General features: G+C 58.0%; 17 protein-coding genes. All 17 read left to right on the top strand.

All coding sequences use genetic code 11. The features are described from left to right. Positions 1-2: 2 nt before the first annotated feature. The 17 genes from eccCa to KBX19_RS09795 all read left to right on the top strand — a co-directional run bounded on the left by eccCa (position 3) and on the right by KBX19_RS09795 (position 17,610). Complete coding sequence (eccCa, locus tag KBX19_RS09875) at positions 3-4,037, top strand: type VII secretion protein EccCa (protein WP_255998736.1); 4,035 nt, start codon at positions 3-5, stop codon at positions 4,035-4,037. A 199-nt stretch (positions 4,038-4,236) separates the two neighbouring features. Continuing rightward, positions 4,237-5,016 carry a hypothetical protein gene (locus KBX19_RS09870; protein ID WP_255998734.1) on the top strand — a complete coding sequence of 260 codons (780 nt, stop codon included), beginning with the start codon at positions 4,237-4,239 and terminating at the stop codon, positions 5,014-5,016. Beyond that, complete coding sequence (locus KBX19_RS09865) at positions 5,009-5,335, top strand: hypothetical protein (protein ID WP_255998732.1); 327 nt, start codon at positions 5,009-5,011, stop codon at positions 5,333-5,335. Before KBX19_RS09870 ends, KBX19_RS09865 begins: the two co-directional genes overlap by 8 nt. Continuing rightward, the gene (locus KBX19_RS09860) at positions 5,328-5,633 is read left to right on the top strand and encodes a WXG100 family type VII secretion target (protein ID WP_255998730.1); all 306 of its coding nucleotides are present in this window, start codon (positions 5,328-5,330) and stop codon (positions 5,631-5,633) included. Before KBX19_RS09865 ends, KBX19_RS09860 begins: the two co-directional genes overlap by 8 nt. A gap of 109 nt (positions 5,634-5,742) precedes the next feature. Beyond that, entirely contained in the window at positions 5,743-6,081 is a 339-nt protein-coding gene (locus KBX19_RS09855; RefSeq protein ID WP_255998729.1) for a WXG100 family type VII secretion target, read from the top strand. A 68-nt stretch (positions 6,082-6,149) separates the two neighbouring features. After that, a complete protein-coding gene (locus KBX19_RS09850; protein ID WP_255998727.1) occupies positions 6,150-6,443 on the top strand; it encodes a WXG100 family type VII secretion target in 294 nt (97 codons plus the stop codon). A gap of 123 nt (positions 6,444-6,566) precedes the next feature. After that, positions 6,567-11,636: a DUF6531 domain-containing protein gene (locus KBX19_RS09845; RefSeq protein WP_255998725.1), complete on the top strand. Its 5,070-nt coding sequence runs from the start codon at positions 6,567-6,569 to the stop codon at positions 11,634-11,636. Between the two features lie 3 nt (positions 11,637-11,639). Continuing rightward, complete coding sequence (locus KBX19_RS09840; RefSeq protein ID WP_255998724.1) at positions 11,640-12,290, top strand: hypothetical protein; 651 nt, start codon at positions 11,640-11,642, stop codon at positions 12,288-12,290. A gap of 87 nt (positions 12,291-12,377) precedes the next feature. Next, positions 12,378-12,770: a hypothetical protein gene (locus KBX19_RS09835; RefSeq protein ID WP_255998723.1), complete on the top strand. Its 393-nt coding sequence runs from the start codon at positions 12,378-12,380 to the stop codon at positions 12,768-12,770. Between the two features lie 266 nt (positions 12,771-13,036). Further along, on the top strand, positions 13,037-13,687 hold the full coding sequence (locus tag KBX19_RS09830; RefSeq protein WP_255998721.1) for a hypothetical protein: 651 nt from the start codon (positions 13,037-13,039) through the stop codon (positions 13,685-13,687). A 176-nt stretch (positions 13,688-13,863) separates the two neighbouring features. Further along, positions 13,864-14,460 (top strand): hypothetical protein, encoded by a 597-nt coding sequence (locus KBX19_RS09825; protein WP_255998719.1) that lies wholly within the window; start codon positions 13,864-13,866, stop codon positions 14,458-14,460. A gap of 10 nt (positions 14,461-14,470) precedes the next feature. Next, positions 14,471-14,872, top strand: coding sequence for a DUF1877 family protein (locus KBX19_RS09820; protein WP_255998718.1), 402 nt, complete (start codon positions 14,471-14,473; stop codon positions 14,870-14,872). 14 nt (positions 14,873-14,886) lie between these two features. Next, entirely contained in the window at positions 14,887-15,411 is a 525-nt protein-coding gene (locus KBX19_RS09815; RefSeq protein WP_255998716.1) for a hypothetical protein, read from the top strand. 79 nt (positions 15,412-15,490) lie between these two features. Further along, on the top strand, positions 15,491-15,928 hold the full coding sequence (locus KBX19_RS09810) for a hypothetical protein (protein WP_255998715.1): 438 nt from the start codon (positions 15,491-15,493) through the stop codon (positions 15,926-15,928). Positions 15,929-15,953: 25 nt separating this feature from the next. Continuing rightward, positions 15,954-16,688 carry an RHS repeat domain-containing protein gene (locus KBX19_RS09805; protein ID WP_255998714.1) on the top strand — a complete coding sequence of 245 codons (735 nt, stop codon included), beginning with the start codon at positions 15,954-15,956 and terminating at the stop codon, positions 16,686-16,688. Positions 16,689-16,692: 4 nt separating this feature from the next. Next, positions 16,693-17,283 carry a hypothetical protein gene (locus tag KBX19_RS09800; RefSeq protein WP_255998712.1) on the top strand — a complete coding sequence of 197 codons (591 nt, stop codon included), beginning with the start codon at positions 16,693-16,695 and terminating at the stop codon, positions 17,281-17,283. Between the two features lie 48 nt (positions 17,284-17,331). After that, positions 17,332-17,610, top strand: coding sequence for a hypothetical protein (locus KBX19_RS09795; protein WP_255998710.1), 279 nt, complete (start codon positions 17,332-17,334; stop codon positions 17,608-17,610). Positions 17,611-17,746 lie beyond the last annotated feature (136 nt).

The raw sequence follows: 17,746 nt of genomic DNA, 5'->3' as shown, positions 1-17,746 counted from the left end.
TGATGAGCACCCGCATTGTCCACCGTCCGGCTCGTTTGCAACGCACGATTCCGGAGGAGAAGCCGCTGCGGCTTGCCCCCGTCCCGACGATCCGCTCACGCGGCGGCACCGCCAATGTGATGATGTTGGTGATGCCGGTTATAGCCGGCACAGGCATGATGCTGATGATGCTGTCGTCGGGCAACCCGATCCGCATGGCCATTGGCTCGATCATGTTCGTGGCGGTCATCCTCGGCGCGGTGTTGATGTTCATCCGCCAGCGCACGGGTTCCCGCCGCCAGGCAGAGGAAGAACGGGAGCGCTTCCTGGAGCACCTCGAAGAGATCGAGGTGGAAATCCGCGACCTCGCCCGCGCGCAGCAAGTCGAGGCTCTCACCCGCCACCCGCATCCGCGCTCGCTTGTCGACGTCATCCGTGACCCCTACCGCCTCTGGGAACGCCGCCCCAACGACGAAGATTTCATGGTCACCCGTATCGGCACCGGCACCGGGGCGTTCGCCCGCGGGCTCGACGTGCCGCCGGCGACGAACCCCATGCAGGTCGCCGAGCCGATTTCTCAGGCGCACTTGGACCGCATGATGCGGCGCACCTGCAGCATCGACGGGCTACCCATCGCCATCCCGGCGCGGGGCTCAGTCTCGCTCGTCGGCCCGCCGGAGCTGACCACGGAGGCGGCGCGGGCAATCATCAGCCAAACAGCGATCTTCCACGCCCCCGACGACGTCCGCTTCCACGTGGCGCTGCCGCTAGCCGATAACACCGACCACAGCTTGTGGGCCCTGTGGTTTCCCCACCTGCTCTCCCCCGAGGAGTTCGACGGGCCGATCGGCAAACGCAATGTCTCCTTCAACGCGGAATCCGCAGCGGAGCTGATCAACGAGCTCACCGAGCGCGACGAGGAAGTCAAGGAACGCTCCCGCTACAACAAGGTGACCATCGACCGGCCCCATATCCTCATCCTGCTGGACATGGATTCAGCACACGGGAGGCAGATTTCGGGGCAGATCGACGGGATGCGCTCGCTTGAAGCCTCGCGCGTCACCGTGTTGGCCACGTCGAAGTTCCAGCACAACGAGCCGTCGAAAGTCGATGTGCGCGTGCTGCTGCAGCCCGACCGTTCCTTCACTGTCCAGCTGCTCGACCGCGGTGAGATCCGCGAGCCGGAAGAGGGCGAGAAAGGCTACGCCGAGCGCGTGCTCTACGGCGGCAACAGTGGTGTGCTCGACGAGGTCTCCCCCGCCATCGCCGAATCAGTCGCCCGCAGCATCTCCCCGCTGCGCCTGGTCGAGGACGCCGCTCCCGACGCCACCCTCGAGCGCACCATCGCTCTCGACGACATGCTTGGGGTAGCTAACTTCGCCACCTACGACATCGCTGACGCATGGCGCCCGCGCCCGACGCGCGACTTCCTCAACGTGCCGTTCGGCATCGGCGCCGACGGCGAGCCCGTCAACTTGGACATCAAGGAATCCGCCAAGTCCGGCATGGGCCCGCACGGCTTGTGCGTGGGTGCTACCGGTTCCGGTAAGTCGGAGGTCCTGCGCACCCTCGTTCTCTCGCAGGTGATCTGCCACCCGCCGGACCAGCTGTCGCTGGTGCTCGTGGACTTCAAGGGCGGTGCGACATTCGCCGGCCTTGAACCCTTGCCGCACACCGCGGCCATCGTGGACAACCTCGAGGACGGCGCGGGCCTTGTCGACCGCCTGCACGACTCCATCCTCGGCGAGATCCAGCGCCGCCAGCGCGTGCTCCAGCAAGCCGGCAACCTGGCCAACGTCGCCGAGTACAACGAACTGCGCGCCCAGGGCAAGTTCACCGACCCGCTGCCCGTGCTGTTCGTGGTCATCGACGAGTTCGGTGAGCTGCTGGCCGCCAAGCCGGAGTTCATCGAGTTGTTCGTGCAGATCGGCCGCATCGGCCGCTCCATCGGCGTCCACCTCCTGCTCGCCTCGCAGCGCCTTGAGGAGGGCCGCCTGCGCGGGTTGGAGTCCTACCTGTCCTACCGCATTGGTCTGCGCACCTTCTCCGCTCAGGAATCCCGCGCGGCTATCGGCACAACGGACGCCCACGAGCTGCCGCCCATCCCAGGATCCGGCTTCCTCAAAGTCGACCCCGACATCTTCGACCGCTTCAAAGCTGCCTACGTCTCCGGCCCCTACGAGGCCATCGAACGCGCCCACGAGCGCGAGCTGCCGCCGGTGCCCATGCCGCTCGACCTGGTCAACACGACGGAAGAGTGGTTGCGCGCCCGCCAGCACACCTTCACCGCCCAGATCAATGATCGCCGTGCGAACACGGAGCAAGAAGCGGTTCCCACGACACTGGACCTCGTGGTCAAACGACTCACCTCAGCGGCACCGCGCACCCGCCAGGTGTGGCTGCCACCGTTGCCGGAGCAGATGAACCTCAATGAGGTGATCGGCCGCCCCGAGGTCACCTCCGACCGCGGCCTCATCGCTCCCTCGGCAGGGCACATGGTCATCCCAATCGGGATCAAAGACAAACCGCTTGAGCAGTGGCAGGGCCCATTCACGCTGGACCTGTCCGGCTCCGGCGGAAACCTGGCCATTATGGGTGCACCGCAATCCGGAAAAACGACCGCGTTGCGCTCCCTCATCACAGGCGCGGCGCTAACCCATACCCCTGAAGACGTCAACTTCTACCTCATCGACATGTCAGGGTCTGGCCTCACATATTTGGAGGGGCTGCCGCATGTGGGAACCGTCGCCACGCGTTTCGACGAAGACAAGCTGCGGCGCACCGTCGCCGAGATCACGACCTTCCTCCTCTACCGCGAGCAAATGTTCGCGACGTACAAGATCTCGACAGTCGCCGAGATGCGCCAGATGCACAAGCAAGGCTTGCTCACCGACATTCCTGCCGCGGACATCGTTCTTGCTGTCGACGGCTGGTCCACCCTCCGCAAGGACTACGACGATCTCTCCGACCAGATCGCCGAGATCGCCCAACGTGGTTTGGCTTACGGTGTGCACGTCGTCTTCGTCACCGGCCGGTGGGCTGACTTCCGTCTGCCACTGCAAGCGGTGATCGGTACGCGCTTGGAGTTCGAACTCAACGACCCCATCGACTCAGCAATGGGCAAGAAAGTCGCCGAGGGCTTGCAGGGTCAACCCACTGGGCGCGCTGTCACCGGTGACGGTCTTTACAGCCACATCGCATTGCCTCAGATCGATGCCGCACCGCCCGCCACTTCCACCTCCCCACAGGACACTGTCGAGGCCATCGCCAAAGCTTGGACGAAACCCGGTGCCCCGGCGGTGCGCATGTTGCCGGAATCGGTCACGCTCGCACAGCTCCGCAGGGACTTCCCCAGCGTTGCCCCTGTCCGGCTGGGACTCACCGAAACCACCCTCACCCCTGCCCGTTTTGATCCGGAAGGCGACGAGCGCCACATCTTCATCGTGGGTGACAGCAAGTCCGGCAAGACGACGACTCTGCGGACCTACATCTCCGAGATCATCCAGGACAAGCAGCCCGGTGAAGTCATGTTCGGCGTGTGGGATTTGCGCCGCGGACTGTTGGGGGCGGTGCCGAACGAGTTCCTCGTCGGCTTCGCGGGAACTCGCGAAGGCTGCGACACTCTCGCCAAGGCCTTCGCCGAAGAGCTGAAGAGCCGCCTGCCAGGCAAGAACATCACCATGGAGCAACTGCGCTCCCGCTCCTGGTGGTCCGGTCCCGAACTCTATGTCTTGGTCGATGACATCGACGGCATTGAGGGCAGTGGAAATCCCTTACGCCCCCTAATTCCATTCATCAGCCAAGCGGCAGATGTCGGACTGCACGTCATCGTTGCACGGCGCTCCAGCGGCATGGCCCGCGGTGGCTACGATCCAGTCATTCAGGCTATCCGCGAAGCAGGGGCCGCCGGTGTTCTGCACTCCGGTGAACGGCAGGAAGGCGCTGTATATCCAAAGGTCTTCCTCAAGCGGCTGCCCGCTGGCCGCGCGCAATGGGTCGGACGCTCCGGCCAGGTCGAAATGGTGCAGGTCGCGATGCCGGAGAACAATTCGTCATAAATTTCCCCGAGGCCAATCAGGGCGAACCAACATGAACGCATGCTGACAATCCGCTAACCTTTCCTCACTCGTGGCGCATATTGCCTTAGCCTGATGTAAGCTTCATTGCGTCGATATGCCGAGGCGCTTATGCATCGCACGTTTGCATCGCACGGCGCTACCCGGACAGTGATTGGTTTCGATCGGAAGGTTTTGGGGTATGGGATCGAGCGCTACTTCTGTCTCGCCTGCATTGGATTTACCGCCTGACTCGCCGCGGCCGCCGTTCACGTGGACGGTGTCGCTCCCGCTGAACTGGCGTCTGGTGGATCTGCACCCGTCACGCACGGATTCAGTTGTGGCGAATCTGCTGCGGGACGATGACCTTGTCCCTGGAGTGCGTTTGTCCAGCGCTGAGCGGCGGCAGATGAAAGAGGCCCTGCTCAGCATGGCTAAGCAGGCACGCGAAGCCGGCACTTTGCTGGCACTGGTTTTCCCGGGAATTGAAAGCGGCGTGGTGGCTGCTGTGACGCTGCTCATCCGGTGGGTGGACTCGTCTCCGAACACAGCCAGCGTCATGTCCGCTCAGAACCAATTCGGCGGCGACGACACTTCCGTGGAGCAAACTGGTAAAGGCGCAAGTTATGTGCTGCGCAGCTCGGAATCCCTCACCGGTCCCGTGACTGACCGCCGCACGGCCTACACCCACCAGGCGTTCTTGCCCATTGCGTCCACCACCTGGACCGCGGTGATCTCAGCCACCGCACCATCGGCTGAAACCAGCGAGGACACCAAGAACATTGTCAAGCGCGTGACCAGCAGTTTGATCGCTCGCCCGGACCAGCCCGCGAGCGATGCGCCTGAGCACCAGACCGAGAACCGCCACTCAAGTGAAGTGGAAGAAACCGCCGAAGAAAAGCAACAAGAACCCACGGAAGAGCACGAAGGCGGCTCGCGTCGTGTGCTGATTGATTCTGAAGGAGTACATGCTGATGGGTAACTACTGGAAAGTGCCGATTGCGGAGCTCGAGAACTTCAAGACACGTCTTGAATCCCTTGAAAAGCAGATGTCCGCGGTCGAAGAAGCAGCCAAGAGATGCGATGGCGTTGACAACTTTCACGGTGACGAGATCAAAAAAGCCGTAAGGAATTTCCACGAGGAGTGGTACCAATCGCGCCGCGAACTTCTCAAAAATGTTCAGGTCATGGGAGAAGCCTCCGGAAAAATCGCAGAGCTGGTGTCCAACTTCGACTCAGACGTTGAAAAGCCGCTTTCGCAAATGGCGGGAGACCTTGAGGGGGCGATTCCAAGTGAGTAACGCCGACGAGTTCGCCTTTGACACAGCCATTGCTAACAACGCAAGCAGTGATATCCGGACCAGGATGCAGATCATTCTGGAGTGCATCGAGTCCATCGACACCAGCGTTCAATCATTGAGCGAAGGCTGGGACGGAACCGAGTACGACTCACACCTGGATCTTGTCGGGCAGTGGCAAACGGCCGCCGGGAATATCGGCGGGTTGCTCGGCAAGATTGCCGAAACCCTTGACTCCATCAACGACGGCAACACCGAACTGCGCAAAGAAGTTCTCAACGCGCTGAACGAGATGAGCTAGGTGATCTGAGAATGCATAACACACCGCAATCGTTGCCCCGAGGAACTCCCTAACCCCCCGCGCAACACCCCAACACAATCACTACCCTCCCCCTACGAAAGGATCCATCATGGCTGCATCCAATGAGATGTCGGTTGAGCACTCAGCAGTTTCGAGCCACGTATCTTCGCTGCAGAACAACCACGCCCAGCTGAAGACCCAAGCTGAACAGTTCATGACCGCGATTGAGCCGCTGAAGAACTCCTGGAAGGGCACCTCGGTCGGCGCCTGGGACAACATGACCACCGCATGGCGCGAGAACATGGACCGCATCAACGACGCACTCGAGCAGCTCACTGGCCGAGTGGAGCAAGCGGGCAAGGACTACCAGGCCGGCGAAGAAGAGCAGACGTCCAACTTGAACCAGCGTTTTGCTGGCATGAACTTCGACGAAGCCCCCATCCTCTAGCCGCGCAAAGCTTCAATCCTCTGCAACCCACCACACCTCCACCGACACACAACTAAAGGAGCACGACAATGTCTGTGTACTCATACAAGATGAGCGATGCGGAACAAGCCGCTGACGACCTCAACTCCGTGATGAACAATATTGAATCCACCCTCATGGAGATGGAATCGGACATGCACAAGCTCGCCGCCGGATGGGAAGGCTCCGAGCAAGAGCACTACCAAGGCATCCACGGCAAGTGGAACAGCGCCGCCGACAACATCAAGATGATCCTCGGCCAGGTGCGCGAAGCACTCGACGACAACACCTCGAACGTCGCCGAAACACGCAACCGGGCAGCCCGCTCCATTTCCGGCGAATAAGACTCCCTTCACCGCTCCCCCCTCATCGCCCCCGCTTCACCCAAACCGCCCAAAGACCGGTCACCCCGCCTCCCATTCGGCGCGGGTGACCAACCAGTGACACAACAAAGGATCTACGGTCTCATGATTCCGACTCGCCTGCGAGCTTTCTACCTCTACTATCGTAAGCACTTCGATATCGGCGGCGACACCGGAACTTTGCATGCATCCGCCGGTGAGTGGCGCACCTTCGGACAAAGCGCCATCGAAGCTTCAAGCGATATGAAGGCACTGAATGCGAGTCGGTTCTTCGGCGATGAGGGGGATAAGTACCGCGAGCTCGTCAACGCGCACTTCCCATCTCAGCTGACCACCACCGGCGACGCACACACCGGTGTGGGTGATGCGATCAGGGCATATGCCGAGGCTCTTGCCGGCCACAAGATCGACATGGATCGGGTCACCGAAAGCGCACGCCGGCACCACCGTGAAGTCAACGACGCGGTAGATGACTTCTACCGTGCAGGTGGGTCGGCAGTCCTGGGAGGACCGGGTGCGGGCGAAGCCGCTGAAGCGTATGCCCGCTACCAACAAGCCAAAACGCTTTGGGATGCCGATATCGCCGATGCCGAACGCATCAAGGCCGCGCTCAAACAAGACGTCGAAACACAGGTCGGCGTCATCAACGGTCTCGCACGCGAAAGCTACGCCGAGAATCCCAACAACATGCAGAAGGCCTGGGACTCGATCAAAGACTTTTTCGTCGAGCATTCTGAGACACTCAAAGTCATTGCTGACATCCTCCAAGCTGTCGGAGCCGTCGTAGCATTGGTTTGCGCTCCGCTAGGTCTCGCAATGACGGCTGTGGGGCTTCTCTTGAAGGCGGGGCTTGCGGCCTCGGGTGCCGTGTCTTGGAAAGAAATTGCCGTCGATGCCGTTTTGAACATGGTCCCAGGCGGAAAGCTTGGGCAAACGGCAGGACGAGCCCTCAAACAGATCGTCAAACGAGGCGACCCCATCGACATGGCTACAGGCGCCATGATCGATGAAGACGTAGATGTTTTCATCGAAGGTATTTTGCCTTTGACGGTCACGCGCTGCGCTTACTCCACGCACGCATTTGGCCAGGCACTGGGCCCGCGTTGGGTGAGCAGTATTGACTGCCGTTTGCAGATCAATTACGGCGAGGTTCTCATGCTAACCCCTGAGGGCGCAATTGTGACTTTTCCACCCGCTCCGGTTGATGGGTCCGAGGTGCGCGGCGTTGATACGCCGTGGCTCCTATCTTTTGGTGATGGTGCTTACCGTGTTCGAGCCGTTGAACTGGGCCTAACGTACACGTTCAGGCTATTCGACCTGGATGAAGATATTAAGGACCACTCTCAACCCGCTACCGGAATCCCTGACGAGTCACCGTCCATTGGAGGAGCTTACGTCGCTGCGACGGTTCCGACCGGATCTCTGGCTAACCATTTCGGAGGTGGCATCGACGTAGGTGTTTCCTCGGTCGTCCATCACACCGGTGCATCGATCGAATACAGCTGGGACACTGCCACCGGTTACATGACACAACTCAGACGGTCAGACGACACAGTCTTGCATATCACCTGGGACAAAGTAGTGGGCAGGGTCGCGGAGATTTCAGTATCGAACCCAACCACCCATCGCGATCAAGACCCGGAACGCTTAATCTCCTATGAATACGATCCACATGGACAGCTGATCCGCGTTATCAATTCTGGAAACGGAGCCCTGCAGTTCCAGTACGACGATTACGGCCGCCCTTGCGGATGGACGGACCGAAATGGTGTTTCCTATGTTTACCGATTCGACGATTGTGGTCGAGTCATCTCACAAGTCGGTACAGGTGGGTTTTTCCCTAATGTTCTCTACTGGACTGAAGACCTCGGTGAGGATGCACCAGAAGGCGGAAAAGTCTGTGTCCTAATCGAAACGGCAGCAAAATTCGAGAATGATCCGCTCACTATCGGCGACGGCGTTATCAGCGAATACCTGAAGCGACTAGAAAATCTTCCACTGTACCGGGCTTTGCTGGAAGGTGGCCTGGAATTTGCGGGGTTGACCGGGCGTGGTCGTACTTCATTCCGCGATGATAACTCTTGGTCGATCCCCGAGGAGTGGCTGCGTGACGAGCTCCTCGGTGACATCCGTCCGAGTGTGTTCCGGTCGAACTCAGCTGGTGACGTCTGGCGTATCGTCACCCCTGAAGGCGTCGTGGAGGACTTCACTTTCAATAAGTATCATCAGCGCACTTCTGTCACGAACTCCGCTGGCGCGACTACCGCCTATACCTACAACGATGATGGAATTATTACCGCCACCGAACACCCCGATGGAACTCGTTCCTACATGGAGCCTGCATCATGGGGCGCTCCATCGCGCATAATCTCCTCGGACGGCCTTGCAACTGAGTACATTGTAGATGCCTTCGGCATCGTCCAGTCGGAGACTTCACCGACCGGAGCAACAACTGCTTATGTGCAGGAATACCGGCCCACCGGTATTGTGCCTTCCCGAATTGTCAACCCTGATGGCACGTTCACCAGTACTGAATGCGATGATGCAGGACGATTAGTTGCGTCGGTGGATGCCGCGGGACGACGGACGAGTTTTGTGCGTAACGTGCGAGGCCTGATCACTGAAACGATAGATCCTGTCGGCGCGGTCACCACGGTCGAATACACTCCTGAAGGGTGGCCCACCACCACAAAGCTTCCAGATGGCAGCACCTCGGTTGTTCTTTACGACGGGGAGGGCAACCCAGTTAGTACCAAGAATGAGGATGGTGCAGAAACAACTACTGCCTACACCGCATTTGATAAACCGCTGGAAACAACGGATGAGACGGGTGCTGTAACTCGCTTCATCTACAACTCCCAGATGGAACTTGTAGAGCTTGTAAACGCTGACGGCAACTCATGGTCGTACTCGTACAACCTCGACGGAGCGGTGGTAGAAGAACGAGACTATAACGGGATTGCAACTATCAACTCATTCAACCCCGACGAACTCTCAACAACGACTACCACCCCGGCCGGAACCACTCAGCTATCTCTAGATCCAAGCAGCCGTATCGAAGAGGTTGTTGATAGAGCCGGAGTTACTTCTTACAAGTACGACGACTACGGCCGTCTACTTGGAATCGAAGGGCCACAAGCCACCATCGAATACACGCTAGACGAATATGGTCGTGCGATCGCTGAAACCTTACGCCTTAAGTCCGGTGAAACCACCAAATTCCAAGTTGAATTCGACAATGCGGACGCGCTATCCGCCGAGCACGTCGTTCTCCCTTCGGGTGATTCTTTAACCACAACCTATCTCCGCAATGAAGCTAGTGAGATAACGTCAAGCACGCACCTGTACACGCCGAAAGATTCCGCTTCGGTCAAACCGGTGACTGAGTTGAGCTACGGTGTAGATGAACGGGGGATTCGAAACTATATCGCCGTAGATTCAGTGATTCGCAGAATCGAAACTGATGATCGCGGACGAACTACTGCGGATACGCTAAGTTTGTTGGACTCCCATGTGCCCGGCGGGTTAAGGAAATTAACAGCACGGCACTATGAGTGGCGTTCCGACGGAGCCCTTGAACGCATAACTGACCACTTGCGCGGAGCCACCGTTTTCGACCTAGACGCAGCCGGACGCGCTGTATCGGTCTCTCGCGAACCCACGGGAGGCACCTTCTCTGATGGCGTGCATCAAGCCAACACGCCATCCGCTTCAAGGGACCTGCATACGAATCTTGACTCGCCGCAGTTCACGAGCACACGAGAGACTTACGGATTCTCCACTGCGGGCGTCCTCACCAACATTGACATTAAGAGCGACCCTAAGTCCGATATTTCGGACAAAAGGGGAACGGTCACTAGGCCCAGCGAACCACCAACCAATCCAAGTACCGGCATGGACTTTACCGGCACGCTCCCCACCCGCGTAGGTCGAACGACATACCAGTACGACAGCGCAGGCCGTGTTACGCAGACATCCACCAAGCGCATCAGTCGCAAACCTCTAGTTCAGCAGTTCTTCTACGGGAATGGCGAACAACCCATCGGTTTTACATCGTCTGACGAACCCGGCATTGGCTACCGTTACATTTACGATCCCTATGGTCGGCGCGTAGCGAAGGAGCGTGTGGATACGCACTCAGGCGAAGTTCGCCAGCGCATCGTTTTTCTCCACGCGGGCGATCAGCTAATAGCTGAACAAATTACCTTCGACGTGTCGGCCACTGACCAGGGTTTTGTGGAGAACCAGGCCGACCCCGGCCAATGTCCAACCAGCCCGCGAAGGGTCGGGGACGGGTACTTTTGGACCGTAGACCCAGACACACGCCATGTGACGGGGCAGATTCGGCTATCTGCGCTTTCGCACGAGGAGCGCCAGTCTGCCAGTAACCGCCAGCCGGCACACAACGCCACGCTAGCCGTGTCGGGTGAGCAATCCCTTGACGTCAACTTTGCTCTGTTGATGACGGATCTTGCTGGCTCCCCTCAGGAACTAGTCGAACCGGAAACCGGTTCAATCATCGGACGATGCTCTCAAACTCTATATGGGGTACGCCAATGGCACGGCACCATTACAACTCCGCTGCTCTACGCGGGCCAGTATCTCGACATTGAATCCGGCTGGGCATACAACAGATTCCGTTACTACCATCCGAACGCCGGTGTTTACAACGCTCAAGACCCCTTGGGGGTCGAGCCGCGAATTGCCTCCGCACAGGGCTACGTAGATCATGCCGCTTACTGGGTCGATTTGCTTGGCTTGAAAAGCACAATTCTCTGCAACGCCAAGAAGGGCAAATTGTACGAGAAACGGGTTAAGACGATGATCTCAGCCCACGCCCCCGACCTTCGCGTAGCGGAGCAGCTCACTGTCAAACCGGTTGGTAGCAAGCTGGGTCGAGGGAGCCGAGTTGACTATGTACTTGAAGGCAAGGATGGATCGTTGCACTTCATCGAAGTCAAATCGGGGGGTAGTCAACTCACAAATCCCCAAAAGGTAACGCAACAGGCCCTCGGTAACGGCAACAGTGTTTCCGTTCGGACGAGGGATTCGAAGAAGCTGCTGAAGCTGGGTCTAAGGCGTGGAGATGAAATTACTGGCCAGTACCATGTCATACATGCAGACCAAATAAACTCACGCCAAAACCTGGTTAACCTCTTAGAAAGGATCCGCTAAAAAATGTCGCCGAGAAAGCCGCCGCATTTCGCTGGGGCAGACCCCTGGTTCGAGCAGCACGGATACGTTCGTAAGGGGCGGTTCCCGAGCTGGGTAAAAGATCTTACGGACGACCTCCAGATCGTAATCGAAGCTTCAGCATCCTTCTACGGTGAACATAACCCGAAAACCTCCCTTGAACCGTGGATTCGTCTTCCGAAGCTGGCCAAGCTGGATCAATCGTTCTACGCTGGAACCCCGATAGTGCCTAGGGGCAATCACGCCGCCATGGTTCTTGCCCCCGTCGAACGCTCGATATTCGACACTGAGGAAATTCCCCTCGAACTCTCCGGTTGTGGGCCTGACTGGGATTCCGCCATCGAACAACTGGAGCCCGGCCTCAATCAGATAGAGTCCTATCTCCTCGATAAACGAGGAGATTTACGCAATGTACTCGACGGCCCTTACTTTAAGTTATGGCATTACCCATATGCGGAACTGCTAATCATCCTCGATGCCGGGGACTACGAGGGGGCACAACAATGGCTTGATGCTGCGGACTACGAGAAACTAATCAACCCTCGTGGCCGCCCCACGCGACCCGACGAGCCGACGCCCGCACAGCAGCATGAGCATGTTCGCGCTGTAGTAAGCGATTTTGTTCGCAACCGGTAAACATGGACTACTCGGGCATGGAGGAGAGGGCCAATATTGCTTAGACCCTCTATCCTCCTGCTTGTTGACAAACCAAGGAAACCTGTCTTGAGCTACAACCAACTCGTCATCGACCCCACCCACGTACCGTGCGACACCCACGAAGCATTCATGAGCTGGCTCGACAACGACTTCGGCAACCAGCAACCCGTCGAAAAGCCCTCAGAATGCACCGACAACATCGCCGCGTTCTACACCGAGATCACCGACACCATGCCCGATCTCAACGACCCCATCTTCGACGACGATGAAGACGAAGACGACTCCGACGCCGCCGAATACGACCTCCGCCCCCACAGCGTCTACCTCGAATGCTCCGGAATGCCCGGTGCAGACGAACTCGCCCCCACACTGGCACGCAAACACAACCTCGCCTACGTCGAAATCAGCGGAGACTCCACCATCTACCTCCCCGACGGCACCACTGTCGGCCCCAACTGAAGTTAAACTCGGGGCGCGTAACTGCCTGCTGGATAGAAGTCGCTGGTCCTTGTAACGAGGCAGTGGTGAAAGATCTTTGAATGCTCCGCATTCGTTAATAACCAGGACCAGTAGCGGGTTCTAGTTCGACTTGGAATCCCCGGACTTCGAATAGGGATTTTGTTTTCGAACAGGTAAAAGGTACAGCGCCGAACGCTTTTGAAGACCGCTAGGGCACGGACGCCATGCTCCGTCCTCGCTAGCCCGCTTAACAGAAAGCACACACGATGAACCCCACAGTCCCTCCAACCATCCCCATCGGCCTGTACCTCTCCGGAGCGGAGCTTCCCACCCCATCGCACCCACTCGGCTGGGAGGAAGCCAAGCAAATTCTGGCCAGCAGCCAAGACGCGGAGGTTCACCTCGCCACGATCGACGCCGTAGCGCGGAACCTGGCTGGCACGCGGACGATCACCGCGGGCGATGCCAACGCTGTGCTCGAGCACTCCCCCGTCGCCCTATGGGGCGCTATGCGGCTCGCTGACGCATTGGCGGCGAACTACCCACCGCTGGATCTTTACCGCCTCACACAGGCAGCCGGCACCCCGCCCGCGGACGACGAGGCGCGTGCACTGCACCTATGGGCCACCGCGGAAATGAACCACGAATGGCTCAGCGACCCCTTCAGAGCTCTGGAGGCGTGCCGCGAATACCTTGAACTTTCCGACGGCCACACCTGGCTGCGCCCGAGCTTGACTATCGCCGGCATCGTGCTCGATGCCGCAATCGATGGTGCCACCGGGCCGATCGCACCCATAGGGGAAGCAATCATGCTGCGGTGGGAGCAGCGAATCATCGATACCGTTGAATCTTTCGACCCTGACTACGCCTACACAGAGAACCAACTCCTGGACATCTGGAAAAGCGACCACCAGTGACAAGCACCCCTCGTTGGACTCACCCCACGAGTTCATCTTCTGGGAACACCTCACTGGACCCAATAAACGAGACTCGCCCGCTGCCACGTACATAGGATGCGCAGATGCATAACGGGACAAACCCACACTAGGCTCGTCAATATCGAGGACATCCAAATTCGTAAAAGGAGTCATCCATGCCGGGCGACACAGCGACACAAGTCGCTGAACTAGCGGGACTTCACACACCGGTGCCTGACAGGCACGAGACAATGTCAGACGAGCTCTTAGAGCACTACGTCAACGGTCTCGACAAAGTGCTCCAACTCGACGATTTTGACGTTGAGAACAAAACGGATATCGTCCGCGCGGTCAATGAGTTCCTCAAGGCGAAGCACCACTACCTATTCGATCAGTTCGAGCAGTGCTACTACGCTGAACCGCATTTTGCCTTCCGCAGCCAGGTGTTTTTCTCGCTCAAGAAGCTTGCCGGCACCAAGGAAAAATACCTCGACCGGATGCTGGAGATGTACCTCACCGACCACCGCAGCATCGGCACAACCAACGAAATGCTGAAAGAGTACTTCCAGACACTCTTCATCAAAAACGGACGCCAGCGTCACTGGGATGCGATCGCCGAGACCGCCGACACCGACCGCGACATCGAATTCATCACACTCATTGCGGGAAAATCCCAACGCCAATTAGAACGCCACGGTGTCAATCCCTGGATCCCCACCCTCGACGACGCCAAACGCGTCACCGGAAAACCAGAACACAACACCAACAACTAAAGGAAACCTCATGATCATCCCGATCTACATCGCCTTCCACGCCGACGACTACACCCACCTCAACAGCGCAGCCGCTTCCGAGCGTCACACCGCCATCAAAGACTCCATCGAAAACAAGTCCCGGCCAATCACCGACATCGACGTCGCATTCGAAGACACGATAGAAGCACTCGCAGAGACCCTGGATCCCTCTACCGCAAGCGGTATTGTCTTCGGCACCGCCGACTGGGACGGCGAAGACCTCACCGACGGAATGCGCATCACCACCCCCGAACAAGTCACCGAATACGCTGCAGCGCTCGAAAGCCTCGACCCGGACGAATTCGACGACCCAGACCCAATCGATACCCTCACTGATTTCTACACCGCAGCACGCGATCGCGGTGACGCAGTCGCCGTCTACTTCAACTAACAAACCTGCCCACTATGACCACACCGACTGAACTACCCGGCCGATTCGACACCATCACCGATGAAGAACTCAAAAGCTACATCGCCGCACTAGCAGAGCACCTCAACGCCGACGCAGACATCGAGACAGCAGCTCCCCTAGCCCAAGTGATCGACGAGCACTGCAAACCATGGCACCACAGCCACTTCGACACCCTGGCCGCCTGCTACCTCAAAGAACCACGCATCGCGGTCCGGTTCCCCATTTTCAAAAGTCTTCAACGCCTCACCGGACAAAGCCCGCAACTCCTCGACCGCATGCTCCATCTCTACCGAACAGACCACCGCACAGAAGACAACGACTCCGACCGGGAGACCATCAAAGAATTCCTCCAATACCTCTTTGCCACAAAAGGCCACCAACACCACTGGGACGCCATCGCCGAAACCGCCACAACACCAAGCGATGCCGCAATGCTGAAAGCACTGCAATCTAAAATCCGGAAAACCAACACCAACCCGGTCGAACCATGGCTTCCCGAAACTCCAGATAAGAGCTAGCGGTCGGCCGTCGATAAGCGAACGCGCCCCGGACGCAGCCTTACCCTCCGAGAGAAGTAGAAAGTAGGTTGATCAAACCATGAGGTGCTACGACATCGAATCAACCATCGGTTCAGCGACATTCGACTACGGTGACGCATTCGATTACTTGGGGTTCGTCGAATGCCAAGATTTCAACGACATCAACGGTCGTGCCCTAGAGGCATTCGAAGTGCATTACGACACGGACGGTACATACCTGCCCCAATTTGGCCTGACTGAGGATTTCGACGCGCTCGTGGCAAACAAAGACAAAGCACCCGCCATCCGGAAAGCACTGACAGCCAACGGGGCACAAGTCGCCGAGTTCACCATCCTCACCCAAGCCGACACCTACCACGCCTTTCGCGCATTCAACCTCCACGAAGACGCACCGGACGCCCCTATCTTCCGCTTAGCCACCTCCCCGGACGACCCACATCTGTTCGCTGAGTGCCGCTGCCGGCAGATCAGACGCACCAACTTATCGCGGCAGTGAAATCGAGTCGCGATTCTCTCTAATAATGAGCGACTTGGCGGGTTCCCCCCAGGAGCTCATTGACCCCGATGCGGGTGTAATCACCGGCCACGCTAGACAATCGTTGTACGGAATTCGCAGATGGTACGGAGACGACGTTTCTCCGCTGCTGTACGCCGGCCAATACCTAGACTCCGAATCAGGATGGGCTTACAACAGGTTCCGCTTTTACGACCCGTCTGCCGGAATCTACAACGCCCAAGATCCCTTAGGCGTCTTCCCCTCTCTCGGGTCTGCTCAAGCGTACGTTAGCCACGCAGCGCATGAGATTGACTTTCTGGGTCTTTATAAACAGGTCAAGGATCAAGACCTCCAAAAGCATCTGGACAAAAAGACACCCAACCAAAAGGGAACATTGGGTGAGGATATCGCAATGCAGCTCTTCGACAACGAGTTTAATCCAGACAAACCGCGAGGCGAGCCTTACTACGTTGGCGATCAAAAACGTATCCCTGATCTGAGGTTAAATAACGGGTCAATCGTAGAGGCGAAATTCCATCGAAATCTGAATAAAGGCCATTGGCCTCAATTCGAGGATGCGTTGACGGAAGTGAGGAGTGAGGGAGACCCGAATGCTAGATACTATGTCGTGGTGCCCCCGGAGACCCACCTGTCCAAACCGCTAAGAGATGAAATTGCAGCTAATCCGGACCTTGTGCTCGTGAGGCTAACGGAGAATGAGATTGCCGGCGCAAGCGGCTCGAGAGCAATTATGGAGTGACAGATTGGCTAATCAGAACATTGACCCAATTGAACAACGCGTGATTGATTCCACCGGCGAGAATAATGCTGCAGCAATTTCTCTTTCGTACGAGGCCGTGAGGAAGGTTCGACCCGATCTCGCTGGCGAACTGAAGCTTAACGTGTCGTACTCATCGTTGCTTAGAGCAGAGGCGTCAAAGGAGGAGATCTCTGAAGTAGTCTCACTCCTGCGCCCCTTTGCCGAGCGATCCTTTGCCGACCCACGCGCACGCTATATCGCGTGGTTTCTCATCGCGCTTGGAATCAAGGACATCGATGTGTCCTACGTCGTGGACGACATGGAGTTGCTACAAGACTCCCCCAAAGGGAAGCGGGCACTCAACGACGATTCAGACTTGCTCAGCGAAACGGCATCACCCGACAACATCCACCACATCAACCGTGCTCTGCGCCTGAGCGGCGAGCACGTGCGCTCTGCGCAGCTCATGATCATCGCAGACGGCGTCCGGAAAAAGTTCTTCCGCCGGGCGCCTGAACTGCAATGGGTCAAAAACTCGCATTTCAGGGGAGTAAATCCCCGTATGGACAGAGCCCTGGACCGAATGGGCACGTAGCACGCCAATAGCCGCGAGCGCGTAGAGACGACGAACGAGGAGAACACAGTGATTAGTGCACAGCAAATGCGTCTTAAGGTCGATGCGGCGGCGAAATCGATTGAGCATGAAATCGTTGCCTGCATTCGCCCCGACATAGCCGGTCACTTTAGTGCCCAATCCGACCTAGCTTCAGCTGTACTTGCAAACGCAACTGAAGACGAGCGACAACAAATCGTAGACAAGCTCCTGCCCCGTGCTAACGGCTCCGCTGAGGACATACGAAGCGACCACCATCGCCGATTTCTCGGCAAACTCGGTATCACTGACCTCGATGCCGGGCACTAGCGGTCCGGAGGAAGACGGAAGCACACTACGCACCGTTTAACACCGATCTCCGGTCGGACGTGAAGTGTCCTGGGTTTAGTTCCGATCGTTTCTAGAGGAGGATTGGATCATGCCTAGGAAGTTCAGTGACGAGTTC

It is taken from the genome of Corynebacterium sp. CCUG 71335, assembly GCF_024454075.1.
GTDB classification, from domain to species: Bacteria; Actinomycetota; Actinomycetes; order Mycobacteriales; family Mycobacteriaceae; genus Corynebacterium; species Corynebacterium genitalium.
Note: the sequence above shows the minus strand (reverse complement) of the source record. Positions and strands in the feature narration are given on the sequence as shown.